Annotated in this window: 10 protein-coding genes; all 10 read left to right on the plus strand. The window is 50.3% G+C overall.

The annotated features are described in order from the left end of the window. The first annotated feature begins 750 nt into the window (after positions 1-750). The 10 genes from QZR17_RS04060 (at position 751) to QZR17_RS04105 (ending at position 22,360) form a co-directional block, all read left to right on the plus strand. Positions 751-2,478 carry a BACON domain-containing protein gene (locus QZR17_RS04060; RefSeq protein WP_297127950.1) on the plus strand — a complete coding sequence of 576 codons (1,728 nt, stop codon included), beginning with the start codon at positions 751-753 and terminating at the stop codon, positions 2,476-2,478. A 30-nt stretch (positions 2,479-2,508) separates the two neighbouring features. Further along, on the plus strand, positions 2,509-4,215 hold the full coding sequence (locus tag QZR17_RS04065; RefSeq protein ID WP_297127953.1) for a BACON domain-containing carbohydrate-binding protein: 1,707 nt from the start codon (positions 2,509-2,511) through the stop codon (positions 4,213-4,215). Between the two features lie 4 nt (positions 4,216-4,219). Then, on the plus strand, positions 4,220-6,700 hold the full coding sequence (locus tag QZR17_RS04070) for a S8 family serine peptidase (protein WP_297127956.1): 2,481 nt from the start codon (positions 4,220-4,222) through the stop codon (positions 6,698-6,700). A 790-nt stretch (positions 6,701-7,490) separates the two neighbouring features. After that, the gene (locus QZR17_RS04075) at positions 7,491-10,835 is read left to right on the plus strand and encodes a SusC/RagA family TonB-linked outer membrane protein (RefSeq protein WP_297127959.1); all 3,345 of its coding nucleotides are present in this window, start codon (positions 7,491-7,493) and stop codon (positions 10,833-10,835) included. A 21-nt stretch (positions 10,836-10,856) separates the two neighbouring features. After that, positions 10,857-12,422, plus strand: coding sequence for a RagB/SusD family nutrient uptake outer membrane protein (locus QZR17_RS04080; RefSeq protein WP_297127961.1), 1,566 nt, complete (start codon positions 10,857-10,859; stop codon positions 12,420-12,422). 11 nt (positions 12,423-12,433) lie between these two features. After that, a complete protein-coding gene (locus QZR17_RS04085) occupies positions 12,434-13,873 on the plus strand; it encodes a substrate import-associated zinc metallohydrolase lipoprotein (RefSeq protein WP_297127964.1) in 1,440 nt (479 codons plus the stop codon). Between the two features lie 23 nt (positions 13,874-13,896). Then, positions 13,897-15,237, plus strand: coding sequence for a DUF4302 domain-containing protein (locus QZR17_RS04090; RefSeq protein WP_297127967.1), 1,341 nt, complete (start codon positions 13,897-13,899; stop codon positions 15,235-15,237). A 708-nt stretch (positions 15,238-15,945) separates the two neighbouring features. Beyond that, complete coding sequence (locus tag QZR17_RS04095; RefSeq protein ID WP_297127969.1) at positions 15,946-19,197, plus strand: TonB-dependent receptor; 3,252 nt, start codon at positions 15,946-15,948, stop codon at positions 19,195-19,197. 23 nt (positions 19,198-19,220) lie between these two features. After that, positions 19,221-20,816, plus strand: coding sequence for a RagB/SusD family nutrient uptake outer membrane protein (locus QZR17_RS04100; RefSeq protein ID WP_297127972.1), 1,596 nt, complete (start codon positions 19,221-19,223; stop codon positions 20,814-20,816). Between the two features lie 257 nt (positions 20,817-21,073). Next, positions 21,074-22,360, plus strand: a complete 1,287-nt coding sequence (locus QZR17_RS04105; protein ID WP_297127976.1) for an SIR2 family protein — start codon at positions 21,074-21,076, stop codon at positions 22,358-22,360. The last annotated feature ends 368 nt before the right edge of the window (positions 22,361-22,728 follow it).

Consider the following 22,728-nt stretch of genomic DNA (forward strand, 5'->3'; position numbering starts at 1 on the left):
CCGGGGTCATCGGCACTTCGTGCCTCGACACCCGGGCTAAAAGCCGACGATCCCTCCGGGGCTCTGCCCCTTCGGGATCGGCAGGCGGGGTGAGTCTTATGCGGGTGAGCACTTAGGTGTCCATCGCACTTGTCCGACCTGCCCGATTTGTCCGATAATATAGCGCGCCCTTCGGGATCGGACAGCGAGGCATCCCGGCAGGGGTGCTCGCTCCATAGACATCGGTCATCCGCGGAGCGGTGTCCGATGTGCAGAGTCGCCCTCAACGATCTCGACCCCCAGAGGGTCTCTGAAAAGCCCCCTCCCTACAAGCGATGTTCTAATATCGGTATTAGAGAATACTAATACCGATATTAGTCTTCTCTAATATCGGTAAAAGAAAAATCCCCCGGGAATATACAGCGCTACCAATTTGCGACAACGCATTAGAGTCATTATGTGTGGTGAGAGCTTTTGAGTAGTCCGATGAGGGCGATATGTCATCGCCCTTGCCTTCTCTCTATGGTAAACCAGACGCCTATAGGGCGAATTGTAAACCCAAGTTGACGGAAATGCCCTTATTCTGCTACGAAATGGATCAAATTCTCTCCCCGAAGTGCTTTTTCGGTAATTTAAGATTTACCTTGGTGTGAAGAATTATTAAGTTTGTCTATAGCGAGTGACTAACCAAGGCGGTAGGCGACTCCTACCCGATGTGGAAGGCCATAGACAAAACGAGAGAGACAATAATCACTTAATCCAACCATTGTCATGAAGACAAAACAAGTACTTCTTTGGCTTACTATTGTAGGCCTCCTTACTCTAAGTGGCTGTAAGTCCGACAACACACCCGATGACAGCTCAGTCGGCAATGTCTCGGTCAGCAATACCGCACTCACCTTTGCCAATGACGGAGGCTCACAGGACATCACCGTCACCGGATCCAAGGAGTGGACCTATATCTCCAACGTTCCTGAGGGGCAGTGGCTTACTCTGACACAGAGCGAGGATAAGCTTACCGTCAAGGTGGCACCCAATCAGCTGGGAGCTCAGCGGACTGCCACCATCGTCATCATTGGTAGCAAGAATAATAAGAAGATCTCCGTCATCCAATCTGCCGCAGAGGCCAAGATAAGCTTCGGAAATACGGACGAGATAACCCTTACGAATAAGGAAGAGAGCCGGATGGTTACCGTCGAGACTAATACCCAGTCCTGGAGTCTCGAGCCTCTCCCAGCAGAGATTGACTGGCTCAAGGTGACCGCCTCCGGAGATAATAATATCCTCGTCTTGAAGGCGTCTGCCAACAACTCCTACGCTGATCGTACAGCGACCATCATTGCTAAGACGGAGAGCGGAGAGCAATTTGCTCTCAAGGTGACGCAGAAGGGTGTAGAGAGGTACATCCTTCCCTATGTGCCGGGAGAGACCTATCGGACCATCGATATGATGAACTTTGAGAGGGAGAGAGGTAATATCCTCCAAGCCTACCAGCAGCCCGGCTACGATAAGCTGAGGGAAGAGCCTATCAACGGCATTGCGCAGTATATTACCTCCAGTGACGTGATGCCTGTACTCGTCTATGTACAGGAGATGGGAGACCCCAAGTATACCGTCGCTCAGACGCTGATCTATGAGAAGGATAACGTCAGTCATGCTGAGACCGAGGCCTATATGAAGCTCCTCGAGGCTAATGGCTACGAGCTGGATAAGGATCTGTCTCAGGATCTTGTGAAGTCTTACTTCAGAAAGGACGATCTCGTATTTGCCCAGATCAATATCACGGAAGGTGGCTCCGTTATCTCCTTCAAGCCAACGTATCCTCAGACAAAGGCCTACCCTACCTTCAGTAAGTTGCCTGAGGGACCCAAGGGCTTAATGGACCTGATCAATAATCCAGCCGTGAAGTACAAGGAGGTACTCGACTTTGAGACCAAGGCCGGCAGTACATTCAATAAGGGCGGTGAGTGGCCGGTGATGGATAAGGATAATCCTGACCTCTACAGAATGGTCTCCTTTAAGACCAACCTGACCGGCGCACAAGAGGAAGGGATCCGAACCTACTTCTTCTTCACCAAGGACCATCCTCAGGTATCCGGTCTCCTGCAGTCTGTTGGTGAGGTCTGCCTTTACTTCCGTGACCCAAGCCTCGCTATTCGCCTGGAGGGGAAAAATCAGTTTGTTACCTCTGAGTTTGAGGACCTCCTCAAGACCAATGGTTTTGAGTACGACGGACGTAACGACAAAGGTGTATACTACTATGCCAAGCGAGTAGACAGCAAGTGGGTACGGGTACTGTATGTCAGTGCCGTCAGGTTCGTTGATGTCTTTGACAACGCTAAGGCATTGGAGCTTGGCTACTATATGCTCTACAATGAGAAGGCTTCCGGGGCTCAGTCTGAGGCGGCTATCGCCATCCGCCAGGCTAAGAAGGGAGACTACAGCCGTATCGGGTCTCTCGGCTACAATAGATACAGCCATCGTGCTCCCCGTCGATAAGAGAGTCGGACCCCATAGAGATCATAACTTATGAGACTATATAGAGACACAATCCTCCCGCTCCTTGCGCTCTGTGCACTGCTGGTGACGGCCTGCAGCAAGGATGCTCCGGATGAGACTCCCGTTACCATACCGCTCTCAGCCTCACAGATCACGCTCCCCAAGAGCGCCTCTGTAGAGACGGTCACCATGAAGATGGATGAGAGTGAGATGGAGGACTGGGACTATATGCTTACGCCTGATGTCGACTGGCTCCAAGTGACCCGAAAGGGCTCTGACGTCGTCCTAACCGCACAAGAGAATAACGACTCGCAAGATCGCCATACGACGGTGCAATTGCTTCTCGGTCATCGGGCAGGCAGGATCCAGGTGACCCAGTCCGCAGCTGATATGACCTTATCCACTGATCTTAAGGAGATCAGTCTCACCGCAATGGGTGGAGAGAGCGTAGTCCGCGTGGAGAGCAATAGCTCCGCATGGGCAGTCCGCACAGAGGAGGGAGCCGACTGGCTCTCAGTAAGCTCTGTGCCTGAGAAGGGACTGCTCCTGATCCGCGCCACCCGTAATACCACACAGGAGGAGCGGAGCGCTAAGGTTATCCTTGGCTACGAGGGTAAGGAGGCGCAAGAGGTGACGGTCACCCAGGCTGCTCCACTACTCTTCTTCGAGCCCTTTAAGGATGATACCAAGGAGCTCATCTACAGGGATCTGATCGACTTCGAGGAGGACAGAGGCTTCGTCTTCACCTTTATGCAGATTGGGTCCAAAGAAGGGTTTATGGGCTCTCCGGATGTGCTCTCCTTCAAGACCACCAGTGACCTCCTCCCCCAGATCAGCTACTTCCGTGCTGTCGATTATGACAATATCTATGAGTCAGCCAGAGTGACTGTAGAGACCGATGAGATGCCAAAGGAGGACCACCCCTTTGTGCAGTATCTCCTCGCTCAGGGGTATACCAAGAGGTATGACCACCACGAGAATGACGTCCACCTGGTCAGCCCCGATGGTTACTTCTCTGTCCGCACAGCCTACAGCAGGCAGGATGACAACTTCTACTTCGAGTTTACTCCCGAGTACCGTCAGGATGGACCTCTCTCCACCTTTGAGACCCTACCCCTGGGACCGGAGGGGATGCTCGATCGAGTGGATAAGAAGGATGTCAAGTTCCCCGACATAGATAAGTGGGAGACGGAGACGCTCAAGAGTAAGCAGCTCTTCGTGCAGAAGGCAAATACCGATCCGAGTCGTCCGGATGATGTCTATATGGCGCTCTATCAGGCTGCCGAGGGCACTCCCGAGGATATGCGGTGGTACACCTTCTACTTCTCCTATCCCCCACGCAATATCAACCCAGGGGATAAGATCCAGAGTGTCACCGACTGCAAGCTTGTCTTCCGTGACAAGTCCAAGATCCTATTCATCATCGACAAGAGGACGCTGAAGTTCAAGACCACCAAGGAATTCTCTGACCTCCTCAAGGCCAATGGCTACGAGTACCATGGTGTCGCCCCCAGCCTCGGCATGAGGTACCAAAATGCTCAGAAGGGCATGGAGATCTACGTGATGTTGGCGGACTTCAAGGGCGTCGTCGAGGGAGATGATACCGTGATGGCAGTCCTTTACTACAAGAAGATGGCTCCGGCCACCCGTTCTCTTACATCTGCCAGAGTGCCTGAGGCGGCTGCTGTCGCTACCGGTGTGAGAGCGTCCGACACATTCCTATCTAACCGACACTAATGAGATGAAACATATACATTACTTATCAGCCTCCCTGCTCATTCCTGCCCTCATGGGGCTCTCCTCTTGCGTCTCGACGGATCAGCCTGACCAGGAGAGCGCACCCATCGTGGAGCAGCAGAGCAACCATGGGGAGAACTACACCAATGTCATCCCGGGGACACTGGTCGTTAAGCTCACTCCTGAGCAGCTGACTACCTACCGCCAAGGCGGATCTGCCTCTGTCACGAGAGCACTCTCCTCAGACGCCGCGTACTGGCCGGAGACCTTAGGCGAGATCACTATGACCCCTCTCTTCCTCGACGAGGACGCCTTCAGGGCGCGTCGTCACGAGGCAGGGCTGGATCGCTGGATGATCGTTACCTATGCGGGTCAGGTCCCGCCGCATAAGGCTAAGGCTCTGGTAGAGGCGTCTGAGAGTTTTGAGGCGGTGGAGCTCCAGTGGGCTATGGCCACACCGGAGTCTAAGATCACACCGGTCCCGGCTGAGCAGCTCAGAGAGCTTAGTGAGCGAAATGCCACTAGAGCGATGGACCGCTTTGATGACCCCTTGCTTCCCGCTCAGTGGCACTACTACAACGATGGTCATCACTACCCCAATTGCATCGCTGGTGCTGATATTAACCTCCTTCCGGCTTGGCAGATGGAGACCGGAAAGCCCAATGTCATCGTCTGTGTCGTCGATGGCGGTATTGATTACAAGCATCCCGACCTTGCAGGTCATGTCGATGTAGAGCGAAGCTTCAACTTCGTGCTTGATAAGAACAATCACCCCAAGGGTAAGGGAAATATCTACGATGCATCCGGTCACGGAACTCACGTCGCCGGCACCATCGCTGCCGTTAATAACAATGGCATCGGTGTCTGCGGTATTGCCGGAGGTGATGGTACTCCCGGTACCGGTGTTACTCTGATCAATGCTCAGGTGTTCGGCTACGACACGGAGCGCTCCCTCGGTGGTGCCGCAGGCATTGTTTACGGTGCAGACCATGGGGCTGTCATCAGTCAGAATTCCTGGGGCTACAGAGCCCCGGGACCCAGGACCCTCCCGCAGCAGGACCGTGAGGCGATCGATTACTTTGTCCGCAATGCCGGCAAGCTGGAGGATGGCACTCAGGATCCCAAGAGCCCAATGGCAGGAGGTGTGGTCATCTTCGCTGCAGGCAATGACGGACTTACTTTCCACAGCCTCCCCGGCTCGTATGAGGGTTGCATCAGCGTCGCCTCCTTCGGCTGGGACTTCCAGCGTGCCTCGTACTCCAATAGTGGTGACTGGGTGTCCATCTCGGCTCCGGGTGGAGACCAAAACCGCCACTTTGATCGGGGTGGGGTGCTCAGCACGGTCCCCACTGCGTACGACAAGAGTGGGTACGGCTATATGCAGGGGACCTCTATGGCCTGCCCTCACGTATCCGGTGTCGCTGCACTGATCGTATCTAAGTATGGTCGTATGGGCTACACCTCCGAGATGCTCAAGCAACGGCTCATCTCTGCCGTCAAGCCCTATAGCATCGGGGATCTCAACCGGCAATTCCGTGGACTACTCGGCTCCGGCTACCTTGATGCTGCGGCCGCACTGCTTGACGATGGTAAGATCGCGCCAGAGACGCCTGGTAAGATCACGGCTGAGGTTGGTTACACTACTGCCTCCCTCACTTGGCCCGTCGCCAAGGATGAGGATGGGCTCGATGAGACGGCAACTCTCTACCGACTCTACTACAGCCAGAGCCCCATCACTGCATCCGACCTTGAGAAGACTCCTTTCGTAGAGGTCTATGGCAGCGGCTTACCTCTCGGAAAGAGTATCACCGGGCGGATTGCAGGGCTCCAGGATGGAACCACCTACTACGTGGGTGTGGTGGCTGTAGACCGCTTCGGCAACACCTCCGGACTGGCTACTTCTGAGATCAAGACGAGAGTCAATAACGCCCCGGTCATCACGGAGGGGATGCCTGAGAGCCCTCTTACACTTGACAGGACGGAGAATTATACGCTTCGTCTCAAGGTCTCCGATGCAGATAGCCACAAGTGGACCTATCGTCTCGAGGGCGATCTCTCCGGCGTGACTGCCCTACGAGAGGATGATACCATTGTGATCACTATCAGTGGAGCCCAGCACCTCGGGAGTTATGCCCTCAAGCTGATACTCACGGATGAGTATGGCAAGTCGACCAGCGTGGAGATCCCCTTCAAGAGCATCTCCTATACGCCCATTGAGCTCGCTGCTAACCTTACTGAACTGGTGGTCAAGGAGGGTGAGAGCGGTCGCACGGTGGACCTCACCAAGATCTTCCGTGGCACCCCCGGGGCCACTCTCACCTACGAGGCTACGTCTGAGAGAGAGAGCGTCGTTGGGGTGACGCTAAAGGATGGGATCCTATCCCTCAGCCCGAAGTCTGTCGGCTCAGCACCTATACGGATCACGGCCACCGATGGAAGGTCTCACCTCACTATCCGCATCTATGTCAGAGTAGTACGGAAGTAGTGTAGACCATCCACATGTTCTACTGAGGACCACCAAGAGTAGCTCATAGCATCACAAGCGTCAGGAGGACCTTGAGGAGATAGCTCCTTAAGGTCCTCCTGACTACTTGTCTCTATAGGTACCCGGTCTCCGGGATGTCGTGGAAGGGGATATCTGCTCGGCGACACCCTACCGGGGTCCTCTGCTGGATCGCCTCTCGTGAAATAGGGCGGGGGTGTGACACCCCTTGCGGATGCTGGTATGTTGGTGGTCTGGGCTCTGTGCAGGTCGTCTGCCCCGTCCGACTCGTCCGACTCGTCCGACTCGTCCGACAAGACAGCCCCCTCACCACCCCCTCGTCAACCGGCAAATTCTAATATCGGTATTAGAGAAAACTAATACCGATATTAGTCTTCTCTAATATCGGTAAAAGAAAAATCCCCCGGAAACGCACAAAGTTGTAAAATAGTTCTCTTTTGTGAAAAGCTTCAGATTGCTACCTGCTGATGACAATTTCGCCACTTCTCGCCCTCGTAAGTGTTAAAACGGACCGATTGGTTAAGGTTAACCTCCAAATACTTGGACTTGCCTCTAAAAAGAGTTAACATTGAACTACATAGATACAGACGAGAAATCAGAGGCTAATTACTTTGCGAAGTAACCGCCGGCGTCTCAAAATTTTGCACCAAGTCGACGGCCGATAGTCATTATTTTGCGAATGTCGGCCTCTTATCTCCCTGTACGTGTAGTGGAACTTAGACTGCGGATTGTATCATCCGACAGCTAACTTACTTAATCATCAATAGCAAGTATGAAAAGGAAAATTGAACTGCTACTGGCCTTCCTTCTGCTATCGATCAGTTGCGCTTTTGCTCAGAAGTTGACCGTAAAGGGTACGGTCCTCGACGAGACTGGTGAATCGATCATAGGAGCAACGGTCCGTGAGAAGGGTGTGCCATCCAATGGTGCGCAGACCGACATCGACGGCCACTTCACCTTGACAGTTAACCAAGGAGCAACGCTGATCTTCTCCTATGTGGGGTACAAGACCAAGGAGGTCAAGGCAAAAGCCGAGCTGACCATCAAGCTGGAGCCCGACGCACAGCTCCTCGAGGGCGTTACCGTAGAGACAGGGTACAGTAAGATCGACCGCCGTCTCTTCACCGGCTCCGCTGCCAAGGTGGATGCCAAAGACGCTCTGGTCGATGGTAATGCAGATATTTCTAAGATGCTTCAGGGAAAGGTAGCAGGAGTGCAGGTGCAAAATATCTCCGGTACCTTCGGTGCGGCACCTAAGATCCGTGTCCGCGGTGCCTCCTCCATCTACGGCAACTCGACTCCTCTTTGGGTGGTTGATGGAGTTGTCCTCGAGGATGTGGTCAATGTCTCTGCAGATGATCTCTCCTCAGGTAATGCCAACACCCTGCTTGCCAGTGCTGTTGCAGGACTCAATGCCAATGATATCGAGTCCTTCCAGATCCTCAAGGACGCATCTGCAACAGCACTCTATGGTGCACGTGCGATGAATGGTGTCGTGGTGATCACGACTAAGAGCGGTGGTGCCGGCAAGACTAATGTTACTTACTCGGGGGAGTTTACCTTTAGGGAGCGCCCAAGATACTCTGACTATAACCTTCTCAACTCTGCCGAGCAGATGGACATCTTTAAAGAGATGGAGCAGAAGGGGTGGCTGAACTATGCCAGCACCAGTCGCGCCAGCAATGGTGGAGAGTTTTATGTGATGTCCAACTTAATCAACCATTGGGACCCGGAGAGCCAAAGTTTCGGTATGCCCAATACCATGGATGCGAGACTGAAGTTTCAGGAGGCTGCGGCTCGACGGAATACGGATTGGTTCGGCATTCTCTTTCGTCCGAGCATGCAGCAAAATCACTCCGTCAGCATTTCCGGTGGAAATAAGACTACAAACTTCTACGGCTCGCTTTCGCTCCTCTATGATCCGGGCTGGACAGTAGCCGATAAGGTCAATCGCTATACTGCGAACTTCAATATTGGACATAAGTTTAGTGATGATCTGACCCTTAAGTTTGCCACCAATCAGAGCTACCGCACGCAAGTGGCACCGGGTACGCAAAATAGAAGCATCGATGTCACGAGCGGCGAGGTCTCTCGTGGGTTTGACATCAATCCTTTTAGCTATGCCCTCAATACCACCCGTACGATGCGGGCATATGCGAGTGATGGTGTGACGCCATTCTACTACCAGCGCAATTACGCTCCTTTCTCCATCCTTAATGAGCTGAGGGAGAATAACATCCTGATCAATCAGCTTGACTCGAAGTTTCAGCTCCAGCTGGACTATAATCCCATAAAGCAGCTTGAGCTTAGTGTGCTCGGTAGTGCTCGCTTTGTCAAGACAACCACAGAGACTCGTGTGTCTGAGAAGTCTAATCAGGCGATGGCTTATCGTGCGGCTCAGGATGCAACAGTCATCCTCAATAATCAGTACCTCTACGTGGATCCTGACAACGTAGACTCTTACCCCGAGGTGGTCCTGCCTCAGGGTGGATTTTACGACAGGGATGACAACTTGATGCACTCCTATTACTTTAGGGCGACGGCGAATTACAATGACACCTATGACGATACCCACATCGTTAATTTCCTGGTCGGAAACGAGGTGAAGTTTGCCGATCGCCAATACAGCTGGAGTAATGGCCTCGGTATGCAGTACAGTAAGGGTAACTCGGTCTTTACAAACTACAAGATCCTGAAGCAGCTCATCGAGGGAGGTAGCAATTACTTCGGTATGGGCAACTCGTATGATCGGTTTGTCGCTTTCTTTGCAACCGCCTCATACTCTTATATGGGCAAGGCGACGCTCAACCTTACCGGTCGCTATGATGGCTCTAACCTTCTCGGAAAGGCAATGAGTGCCAGATGGCTGCCTACATGGAATGCATCGGCATCGTGGAACCTCCACGAAACTTTCTTCCCGACAAACCGAAAGGTTTCCACTGCACTGATACGTGGTACGTTTGGTCTTACCGCCTCTATGGGACCGGCTCGAAACTCACTGCCCATTTTCTATAATGGCCGCACTTTCAGAGGGCACTCCACATACGATGAGTCTTATATCTATATCTCTTCCTTAGGCAACAAAAACCTTACGTGGGAGAAGCAGTATGAGACCAACCTTGGACTCGATCTCGGATTCTTTAACAACCGCATCAGCTTTAGCGGTGACATTTATTGGCGTAAGGGATTTGATCTGATTGGTCAGGTGGTTACTACCGGTATCGGAGGCCAGCAATTCAAGACCGGAAACTATGCCAATATGGACAGTCATGGCTTTGAGTTCTCCCTGAATACTCGAAATATTGAGACAAGCGACTTTGGCTGGCGAAGTAATTATACGTTCTCGTTTAATAAGAATAAGATTACCAAGCTGCAGAATAACGCTCGTCTCTGGAGGATGGTACAGGAGTATGGTACCCCGCTTGAGGGCTATAGTGTACGGTCGATTTTCTCAATACCCTTCGCAGGGCTTGACAGCCATGGTGTCCCAAGATTTTACCTGGACGAGAAGAGAGATAATCCCACGTATCAGGGGATAGACTTCCAGCAAAATTCCAACCTTGAGTTCCTCAAGTATGAGGGTACCGTGGATCCGTCCATTACAGGTGGTATGGAGCAGTCTTTCAGGTATAAGGGACTGGAGCTCAGCCTCTACTTCACTTATCAGGCAGGTAATGTGATCCGTCTGCCGTACGACTTCTACAGCAGCTATAGCGATCAGTATGCCATGCCTCGTGAGATGCTCAATCGCTGGCGCAAGGCCGGTGATGAGAAGAGGGTGAATATCCCTGCCATCCTGGATTATCGTCTCTATAGAGAGCTGTCGGAGAAGGGTGTAGGACGTGCGTACAGTGCCTTTAATTATAGCGATGTACGTATTGCGAAGGGTGATTTCTTCCGACTGAAGGATGTGACCCTCAGCTACAACATAGCCCCCTCTTGGCTTAAGTCATGGGGATCTCTCTCAAGTGCACAGGTACGCTTCGTTGCGTCTAATCTATGGCTGATCTATGCCGACAAGAGGCTCAACGGAGTAGATCCTGAGTTTGCCAACAGTGGTGGTGTCGCGTTGCCTACTCCCCACCAGTACACGCTCACTTTAAGACTGGGATTCTAATCGATGATGTCAAAGAACGATATGAAGACTTCAAGGATATACAAGTTCTTAGCCGGCTCCCTCCTCTGCCTGACTATTTCAGTCACAGCCGGGTGTAATAAGTTTTTGGACCACGCCCCTGATGATCGGGCTGATCTTACGAGCCTGAGTAACATCAAGGAGCTTCTGACCGCAGCTTACCCGGACAACAGCTACCAGCTACTCTATGATCTTCGATCAGACAACTCTGACGACAAGGGTATGCGTGCCTGGTCACAGTCTCAGTGGTTGCGTGAGGTTTATGCTTTTCAGCCACAGTGTGACAATACCTACCAAGACTCTCCGTCTGGGTATTGGCGTGCACTCTACTGGGCCACTTCCTCTGCCAATCAGGCTTTGGTAGCCCTTGATGAGCTTGAGGATCTCTCTCCCTCTGAGAAGGTCGTCGCCGACGAACTCCGCGGAGAGGCCCTCGTCTGTCGGGCTTACGATGGGTATATGCTGGCACAGACGTTCTGTCGCCCGTATGACCCGTCTACAGCTGACCAGATGCTAGGTCTTCCTTATCCGAAAACCCCCGAGAATGAGCTTCTCAAACAATATACTCGAGGGACACTGAAGGAGCTCTACGATAATATCAAGAAGGACTTTGACGAGGGATATGCCCTCATCGGATCCGATTATGACCAACCAAAGTATCACTTCACCAAGACATCTGCAGCGGCATTTGGCTCACGTCTTTATCGTACCTTAGGGGACTGGGATAAGGTGATAGAGCTGTCTCGGGTGGCTCTTGGGAGTGATCCTGCTGCCAAGGTGAGAGACTATCCTCGATTTGCCAAGATGACTTGGGCAGGCTCCAAGGCGGCATGGTCGTTGCCCGAGGAGAAGTGCAATCTTATGGTCTCTTCCTGTCTCTCCAATGCTCACTATCTCTGTGGTGATAGTCGATACTCTATGACTGTTTCCATATTCAATAAAGAGGTTCAGCCTAATGGAGGATTTCTTGGCTCCGGCCTGACTCACGGGATGAGGCAGTATGGTGGTGATCTGTATCTTAATTTTGCCAAGCATCCTGAGTATAAGCAGTACACCAATTCTCTAAAGACCAATTGGTATGCGTATACGGGCTTTGTGATCTTCTCCGGGGAAGAGGTGTTGTTTAACCTAGCAGAAGCCTATGCCATGAAGGGAGACTTTGCCAAGTCCAATGACCTCATGCAGATCTTTGTCGCACGGTGGTTTACCGGCTACAGCCCCCACTCCTATCTCTACAAGGTGGACACCTCCAAGATTATGGACTTCTACGAGAAGGATAGTCGCGTCTTCAAGCCTTTCTATCCGCTCACGGCGGAGCAGACCTGCTACGTAAAGGCAATTACTGACCTTCGTCGCTTTGCCTTCGTCCAGGAGGGTCTGAGGTGGCTTGACATCCGCCACTACAACCTCCCCGTGAAGCACAAGCTCCTCCATGACAACGACAGAAGGACCACGATCCACGAGCTTGAGCCGGGGGATCCGAGGTATGCTTTTCAGCTGCCATCCAGTGTCTTGGGGTATGAGTTGGAGCCCAACCCCGGATACGACAAGTCTTTACCCATTGACTAAACACAAACATTATGAAGCGTTTTATACTAAAATCAATTGCGGTCGGAGTACTTCTCGGAGGTGTAGGAGCTCTTGTCAGCTCCTGCAGCAAGCAGGGTGAGATCCCTGATGTGGACTACTCTCGCTATGCCCGCACCTTGGGATCTGCAGAGACTCCCACTGATGTCTGGGTACGGGACAATCTGCAGCAGCCCTATAACATTGAGGTGATCTGGAGGTACAACGATATTGAGACGGATATGGGCTATAATGTCATACCTCCACTGGAGAGTAACGTCCGCCCCTTCCTGGAGGTCTTCAGAGATGTATTCGTCAAGTCCTATATTGACATTTACAGAGGAAATCCTGTCTATAAGCATCCGGAGGACTTCATCCGCACCTATATCCCTAAGCAGATAGAGTTGCTTGGAGACTACGAGTATCAGGGAAATGGTAATATCAGATTAGGTGTGGCAGAGGGTGGTCGCAAGATTGTCCTCTCCGGGATCAATTACTGGGAGGATCCGGCGATCTTGGAGCGATTTATGCGCACCATATTCCATGAGTTTAGCCATATTCTTCATCAAAATAAGCTCTTTGACATCAGCTTTGAGCAGGTGACTAAGGAGGGATATACCGCACAGTGGTTCAATCCCCAGGACAATGCGGCGCTAAGGATCAGTCAGTCTCGAGAGCAAGGTTTCGTGAGTGACTATGCCCGCAAGGATCGCAACGAAGACTTTGTTGAGACGATTGCCTACTACTTGATCCTCTCTCCGGAGGACTGGGAGCGGTTGCTCAATGGCATTGATGGTCATGTTGCCTATCAGGAGGCCTACAAGGCCACCAAGGACGCAGGCCTCTCTCCGGACGAGCGTAACGAGGCTCTCAAGAATGCCGCAACCATGGAGGTGACTGATCGTGAGATTAAGGATGCTTATGTCGCAGCCATCATGGCCATACTCGACAAGGCGGCCATTGATGGGCGTATCAAGCTGTCGAGGGACTTGAGGCGTGACTTTGAGAGTGCCGCGAAGAAAGATAAGTTCTCTGATGAACTTTGGGCAATCCTTGAGCCTCTCCTTGAGGGAAAGAGCCTTGATGACATCTGGAATGCGTCAATCCCGGTAGCCAAAGAGACAAAGTCTCTCAGCCAGATGCTGGACAGCAAGGCAGAGCGTCAGGCAAAAGCAGCCGCAATCAAGGTGGCGGCGGAGGCTAAGGAGAAGATCTCCAAGAAGGTTACTTTCATCTCTAATTATCTGAGAGAAAAGTGGAGCATTGACTTGAATCAATTACGAGATATCGTGCAGGACAACTACAAGGCCGCTCTCTCTGCCCGTGCCTCGGGCGCAGGCGGTGGTGTCACCACACGCGCCCTTGAGGATGGTCTGACCGGTGATCTAAGGTATATACATACCTACTCTTGTGATAAGGGTTGCTATGACAAGATCGATCGTGGGGATCACTAACTATTTGATATTGATAGATCATTATGAAGATAAATAGTTGTATATGTGGACTCGCCCTCTCGGGACTTCTCGCCCTGACGGTGGGGTGTAGCCGAGTGGAGCCACAGGCATTTGACAGGCAGTACGGTGAGGTCTCGCAGGATGTTGTGGACATGGCCTCAGAGGTCCTTACCTCTGCCAAGTATGGGTGGGAGACGCGCTATGTATCCGGTGGCGGGGCACCATTTCTTCTGCAGTTCCGCTTTGACAAAGATCATCACGTCACGATCTACTCTGACTTTGACCCAGAGCCGTCCGTCTCCTCTTACCGCTTCAGGCTGAGTCGTGGTGCCGTCTTGTCTTTTGACACGTATGGTCTCTTGCATAAGATCTCAGACCCCTCTATACTGCCGGATATGTGGGATGACTCTATGCGTGGCAAGGGATATCAAGGGGATACTGAGTTTGAGATCTTAAGTGTCTCACCCGAGAAGATTATTCTCAGAGGGATGAAGAACATCAATGACAGTACCATCCTCGTCCCTCTTGATCATGAGCCGGATATTCACAAGTCGGTGCCTGCACTTCATCGCCTGGTGCGTGTTTTCCATAGCTCGATGCACTACTTCCACTCCATAGACCTGGCGGGATCCCCGCAGGCGGACTTCTTTGTGCATGATGAGTCTAATGACCTCATCAGCTCGGCTTGTCTGCCGGTCATTGACGTCTTGATGAAGGACGGCGAGGGGCAGGTGGTCACTCGTAAGCATACCCTTCATCCCACTGACGGAGGCTTCAGGGCTGATCCGGCACTCACCATTGGTGGTGAGACGTACCAGGACTTCCTGATCAATGAGGACAAGATTGTAGCCAAGGATAATCCCTCGCTTGTATTCAATCTTGACTCAGACAAGCCTATGTCACTGCCTAATCCGGGTGCCTTTATCCCAAGACAATTTTACTGGACCAGCTTGAGTAATGGTCAGTTCTCCCAGCTCTTTACCCGTAACGTGCTTGAGCCCTATAGGGCTAATATCAATCCTGACGCCAAGGAGCTGGACCTCGGCTGGTTTAATAACACTGACGAGTGGCGTCCTTTTTCCCTGTGGGCACCAACGGGACCGCAGCCTCGTGTGGAGCTGGGATACTCCTTTGTGGAGGAAGATCAGGCGTGGCTCTTCAAGGTCTTTGTCCCGGATAATATTAAGGCTCTGGTCACCGCCCCGGATAGTGGTTACGCAGCGTTCCTCAAGTACTTCACTAACTACTATGATGCCGACACAAGAGTATATATTCAGGATGTGTCTCGAGAGGGTGACAATAGTGTCTTGCGTTTCATAAGTGGCAAGGACTCTCGTTACTGGTTTACTGTCCATCTGGGCTAGTAGATAGTAGTCTGTCTCCCGAAGGGCTTATAAGAGCCTAATAGGGATCTCGTCAAATTATTTTCAGGGTCTCCTCTGCCAAGCTTGGCAGAGGAGACCCTGGATTTTTTTGTCTCCTTCCGATCGTCTAAGACCTTTGCAAAATGGTCTTTCGCCGAAAAAGCACCGCTTTTTCGGCAGGGATTTTGCAGAATGCCACAGATGCAAGGAACTGAGAGTGAGGGCGAAGGGAGTGTGCTTACGCACATGACTAAGCCCGAATCTCGAAAGTGACGCCGCAGATGGGATATTATGCAAAGGTCTCCGTCTGTGACTCCTCATCCCCTGATGTCCTCCACGCTTTTTCTGAAAGTATTTTTATTCTTCAGGGTGGCTTTCTTAAGGACTATTCTATTTCGGTGTCACGATATTGTAACCCGAAGATTGCAAAAACAGCCTTAACTCGCTTCGTCAAATGTTAAAATGGCGAATCTGCACGCATTCGCTCCTCATCTGTTGGGAATATTCGTTGGAATACTTTAACATTGTGATACGATGGTGTGGGATAGGTCGTCTAATCAAGCGGGAGAGCGAGTCCTCTTGTTGATCATAACCCCGGCTGTCGTGGGAGAGGACAGTTTGCCTTAAGACACATTTAATAACTTTCAAACCAACCGGCGGATGCGAGGCATCCATGCCGGGCATAAAAACTAATCTTCAATAGCAAGTATGAAAAGGAAAATCGAACTATTGCTAGCATTTCTTCTGCTATCGATCAGTTGCGCCTTTGCTCAGAAGCTGACCGTTAAGGGTACCGTCCTCGACGAGACTGGTCAGTCGATCATTGGTGCCACGGTCCGCGAGAAGGGTGTGGCGACCAATGGTGCGCAGACCGACATTGATGGCCACTTTACGCTGACTGTCAATCAGGGCGCTACCATCATCGTCTCCTACGTCGGCTACAAGACCCAAGAGGTTAAGGCAGCTGCACAGCTCACCATCAAGATGGCTCCCGATGCTGAAATGCTTGACGACGTCGTCGTTGTGGCTTATGGTACCGCCAAGAAGCAGTCACTTGTGGGCGCACAGAGTAATATCACCTCCAAGCAACTGGAGACCCGTCCAATTACGAACGTGACGAATGCACTTGCAGGTGCAGCTCCGGGCGTGCAGTCTATCTCTGCTCTTGGACAGCCGGGCTCGTCTGCTGCGATTCGTATTCGCGGTTTTGGCTCTGTGAATGCAGGCTCTGCGCCTCTCTTTATCGTTGATGGTACGGTCTATAATGGATCTCTCGCAGATCTTAACCCTCAGGATATCCAGAGTCTCTCCGTGCTCAAGGATGCGGCCGCAACGGCACTCTATGGCTCAAGCGCAGGTAATGGTGTCATCCTTATCACGACAAAGAGTGGTTCACGAGGTGGCAGTGGCAAGCCGACTTTCACATTCAGCACCAATCAGGGCTTTAGCACACGTGGTCAAGAGTACTACGATACTGTAGGCATTGACGACTGGATGAAGCTGAGGTGGAGTCAGTGGCGTAATCAGTACCAGTATCAGTATGGCTTGGACAATGATCAGGCTGCATACTGGGCAAACTATGAGCTGCATAGCAATGAGAATCTTGCGAATTACAATCCTTACTCTGGGATCCAGAGTGGTGTGGCCGTAGTAGGTATGGATGGTGGTAATCCTGTCCTCGGTGCCTCCAAGGATAAGTCTAAGTGGGAGGCTCCCCTCTATGTCCTCCCTGACGGATCGCTCAATCCTGAGATCACCGGTCTAAAGTGGGGCGATGACCTGAACTGGAATGATGCTCTCTTCCGTGTAGGTTACAGGGGTGAGTATAACCTGAGTGGATCCTATAGCGGGGAAAACGTGCGCAGCTATATGTCTCTGGGGCATATCTCTGAGCAGGGGTATCGTAACTATACCAGCTACCAACGGACCTCCGGACGTGTGAGTGTAGACTACAACGCTACCAAGTGGCTTGACCTGAGCGGAAACGTCTCCTTCGTACAGGCCGTCAATACTGCTCCCAAGAGAAGTGCCGGTAGCTATAGCTCCAATTCATTCTACTTCGCAGCTGGCATTGCACCCCACTATCCCATCCATGCTCATGACTTTGAGACCGGGAAGCTGCTCGTAGGGGAAGACGGGAAGCCTCAATACGACTACTATAGAGGTCGTAAGTATATGGAAAAGTTCAACCCTGTGTATGAGGGCGAGCTGGACTTTGGGATCTACACGAGAGATATGTTGACCTCTCGTGGCAGTGCGATCTTCAAGATCCTGCCGGAGCTTAAGTTTACTACCAATGTGGCTTACGATCTGGTTAACCAGAAGTACAAGCAGCGCTTCAACAATATTATGGGCGATCAGCCTGTAGGTTTGCTGACTATCGAAGATGGTCGCTATACAACGCTGACATTTAATCAGCTGCTTGACTACTCCAAAACCTTTGGCGACCATAGTATTTCTGCCCTTCTCGGTCACGAGAGCTATAAATATCAGTATCAGTCCCTGAATGCTACAAAGAAGGGGATGCTGATCCTTGGGATTGATGAGTTTGGTAACTTCAGTAGTCAGGATGCGCTCTCTTCCTTGACGGATAGCTACAGGAAAGAGGGTTACTTCGGTCGTATCAATTATGACTACTCCGACCTGTACAATTTCTCAGCCTCCTATCGTAGAGACGGTAGCTCGCGCTTTGCTCGTGACAGCCGATGGGGTAATTTCTGGGCAGTCGGTGCCGGATGGCATATTTCCAATGAGGAGTTTATGAAGAGCACCAGTGATTGGCTGGACAACCTTAGTCTGAGAGCTTCCTATGGTCGCACAGGTAATGACGATCTGCTCACTCACGATCTGAGCAATTACTATGCCTATCAGTCGCTTTACGGATTTGGATTCAACAATGGATCTTCCGTAGGTCTTGCGCTCACTACCATTGCTGATCCTAAGATCAAGTGGGAGACACAGGCCAGCTTCGATGTCGCTTTGGAGTTCTCTCTCTTTAATCGCCTGAGAGGTTCTGTAGAGTTCTTCAATAAGGAGTCTATTGACCTGATCTTCGGTAAGCCTCTGGTCATCTCTACCGGTAAGACTGAGATCAATACCAATCTTGGAAAGGTCCGTAACCGTGGAGTTGAGTTTGACTTAAAGTACGATATTATCCGCAGCAACGATTGGGACTGGAGTATCTTCTTTAATGGTACTAAGGTGAGCAACGTGATTGTTCGTCTCCCCGAGGCCAACCGTGAGGATGGTATTGAGCTGGATTACCACAAGTATGTGGAGGGCGGAAGCATCTACGATTTTTACCTCAACTCTTTTGTAAAGGTAGATCCTAAGGATGGTGTTGCCATCTACGAGATAGATCGTAAGAACTACCCCGATGCAAAGGGTCTCGGGGAGAAGGGTACTGAATCAGAGAATTGGACGAAGAATGGAAAGTTTGCCAAGAAGGACTTCTTCGGCTCCTCTATTCCTGATCTCTATGGTGGATTTGGTACTTCTCTGAGATGGAAGAGCGTTGACTTCAACGTCAACTTCGCTTATCAGCTCGGTGGTAAGACGTTGGACAGCGGATATGCTAGTCTTATGGGTCGTAACATTGGTGGAGGTAAAGCTATGCATAAGGATATGCTGAATGCCTGGACCAAGCCCGGTCAGATCACCAATGTGCCACGTCTTGATGCCGGTCCTGACGGACAGTATGACAACATGATTTCCGAAAGGCACCTTATCTCCTCTACTGCTCTGATGCTGAAGAATATCAGCCTCAGCTACACACTGCCAAATAGCTGGCTCGAGGATTATGGCTTCTCTAATGCCCGTATCTCTCTTTCCGGTGAGAATCTCTTCCTCGCCTCTAAGAGAAAGGGACTTAACCCAATGGGTCAGTTTGACGGTGTTGTAGGTGCAGCCGGGTATGCGTTTGCACGTACCGTAACGGCTGGCTTTTCTTTCAACTTCTAAAGTAGATACGCACCGATTATATTATGAAAAGAAATATTATTGCAACAGTGCTACTACTGTGTGGTCTGACGCTAACTTCCTGCTCTAAGGACTTTTTGGATACGGCTCCCACAGACGCACTTACCCGCGGCCAGCTGAGTGGCTCCTTCAACGGAATGAAGGCGTTGCTTGATGGTGTACACAACACCATGTACAACTATGACTACTTCGATGCCATGGGAAATCCTCAGGGCTTTGGAGTAGGCTACGGATCCTTAATGTACAAGATGGACTACCTGGGTGACGACTTTATCAACTCTGTCCCAGCCATCTATATGGGGTTGCATCGCTACGAGGATCACACTAATCCTTATGGTGAAATTAATGAAAGGGCTTGGTTGTTTTTCTACTCCATTATTAATCAGTCAAGCACTATCATCAATTCCGCTGAGGCTTCTAAGCTCTCCGAGAAAGAAAAGGACTACCTCCTGGGGCAGGCATACACCTTCAGGGCTATGTCTTACCATTTTCTGGCTCAGCTCTTCGGAAAGAGGTATGTAAAGGGTGGTGCTAACGACACTCCTGCTGTGCCTCTGAAGCTTGATGGCGAGAAGACTGACCCGCTGCCCCGTGCCTCTGTCAAGGAGATCTATGATCAGATCGACAGTGACATTGCCAAGGCTCTGGATCATCTGTCAAGAGTCGAGACGCAGGATAAGAACCAGATCTCTTATAGTGCTGCTTGTGCCATTGCCGCTCGTGTGGCTTTGGCTAAGCAAGACTATGCCGCTGCTGAGAAGTATGCTGCAGAGGGTATTGCAAAGAAGAATGGCAATATCAAGCTGCAGACGGGTACAGACCTGCTGGATGGGTTCAACGATATCAATGCCACCGAGTGGATCTGGGGCTACAAGCAGGCCTCTGATCAAGACCAGGGGTATTGGGGGTATATGGCCCACGTGTCTTGTAACTTCAAGGCATGGCAGATCGGAGGAACGCACTTCGCGATCAATCGTGACATCTATGATCCTATGGGGAAGAATGATGCCCGTCGTAAGTGGTTCGTCTGCGCCGATCTTGGTGATGAGATCCCAAGCGGAGTAAATGAAGAGCTCTTTGCGCTGGGTAACTATGCCGGTGGCAAGTGGTCGTCTACGGGGCAGCAGGTGAAGTTCTGGGCACAGTCCAGCGACAGCTCCAGAGGTGATATGCTCATCCTCCGACTCTCAGAGCTGTACTACATCAAGGCTGAGGCAGAGGCACGCCAAGGCAAGGATGCTGCGGCTCAGAAAACGCTGGGAGAAATTATGGTGACGCGTGACCCTGAATACAATGCCTCTAAGTACTCTGGGGAGCAGCTTATCTCTGAGATCATGCGCAATAAGCGGATTGATCACTGGGGTGAAGGACTTCGCTTCTTTGATATCAAGCGTCTCGGAATTACCTTTGATCGCTCTACGGCAAGTAATGTGAAGTACCTTAGCGGTGCAGCTGCTGAGATGTTCAGGAAGAGAAATACTGGAGACCTCGTCAGATATATCCCTAAGGATGTTAATTCTCCTGCTTGGGAATTTGCCATCCCTTACGATGAGATTAAGGCTGCCGGAGGTGTTATCAAACAGAATCCTCTGGTACAGTAATTCTAATCCTGCTTTAGTACATTATATGTGAGTGTTAAGCTCACGCTATTTAAGGGGGGTGTGTCGAGTATTATCTTCGGCGCACCCCCCTTTGCGTGAGCTTGAGTAGCTCCTGAAGGGTTTTTGAGCTATAGGGCAAAAACAGTGTGCTTGAGCATTGAGTGAGAACAGATGCTATTACCATAAGGAAATAGGTATATTGTGAAAACAAGTGGTGTATAATAGGAGGTTTAATCACATTGTAATGCATTGCTAATATGCGTGAGACTAATCATCGGGTTACTATGATCATGGGTGCCGGGGCAGTTTTGGATATGAATTTCCCTGGTAATATAGTGACTCCCACGACAAAGAAAATAACGGAAGAAGTATTAAAACCCTATCGTGATATCTTCAACGATAGTAGAGAGATCACTGTGGTGAATGATATTTTTGACGAGTTGATCAAAAAGTTTCCTGTAGATCCAAATATCTGGTGGGAGGATGACTTGAAGCCAAATGTCAACTTTGAGATATTGTTTCATGTTATAGAACAATTGCTCTCATATGAGAGTGTATGGTCTGGTAACAATAAGAATCCATATATATATCCCTACTTCGCACCCTTTACGAAGCAGAATTTTGTGTTTGATAGAAATGATTTATCTGCTGTAAGGAGTGAGTATGTTTTACGTATTATGAGAATTGTAAACGACTATAACGAATACTTTTGGAATGATAAAGGAAAGGAAAACTCGTATAGAGATTTCTTTGAGAGTGATTTCAAGTGGGATGTTTTCAACTTCAATTATGATACTACGGTGGAGCAGAGTTTGGGAGTCTTTGAGGATGGTTTCGAGCAGATTCCAGGTAGGGCTGATGCCATCTTCCGCCCTAAAAAGCTAATGGAGAATAAAGATAAGCTCTCCACTATTAATCATATTCATGGATGTATCAACTACTACTATAAGGACCATTCGAATGATGATATATTTGAGACGGATATACATGACTTGTATAAGTATCCTAGTTTTGATGAAGTGGAGGATCGAATGATAGGACGGGGGCAAAGTAACCCGGTCTCGCAAAATAACGAGGAATATATAGCGGGGCCTATCATTACAGGTCTTCGTAAGACGGAGAAACTTATATGTATGCCATACGACTTTTATCATGGTAATTTGCACAAAGCTATCGTCGGTAGTAATTCTATGGTTATAGTAGGGTACTCTTTTGGAGATTTGTATGTTAACAATCTTATCAAAAGGATGCATGCCATCTGGAGGGGAAAGGAACGCATCGTGTTAATAGATAAATGGTCCAGTGAGAATATGGAATATAGAACAGACCTTGAGAAATACCTGCAAATACTCCCCGGAGGCGAATTGGAATTTATTGAGTTGATGTCCGGATGTACTTATGTCGGAGAGTTGTCAGGTTTTTTGTTTCCCTCGAACTATCACTCCCCTAAGTACTCAAAGAATGGAAATCTTATGCTAGTCGTCTGTGGAATGAAGGAAGCTTCTGTTATGAGACAGGAAATTTATGAGTTTCTTGAGTCTTGAGTTTGGAGTTTTTCCTCAATGTAATCCATAATGATTATAATCAATGGCTTTGGTTGCCCATCTTTCTGGTGGTGTCATTCAATGCTACAAGGGGACCAACCACCTCAATAAGTATTGTTGGAATGTTGACCACACCCCCGATTGGTTTAACTACTGTATCGTTGATACTGAGGTCAACTACAATCCGAATGAGAACAACCCGGTACCTTTCCATGCTGAGGGTAATGATCCGGAGTTTGTCTTCTGATATAGTTAGCCTCTACTGATAAAGCAGTTTTATCTGCTTGCTATGATGGAGGGTGCGTCGCACGAGTTGCGGCGCACCTTCTTTGTGTACTCTGTCAGTGGATGTGTCAAGGGAATTGGTG

Origin of the sequence: uncultured Porphyromonas sp., assembly GCF_900541275.1 — a bacterium.
GTDB lineage: Bacteria > Bacteroidota > Bacteroidia > Bacteroidales > Porphyromonadaceae > Porphyromonas_A.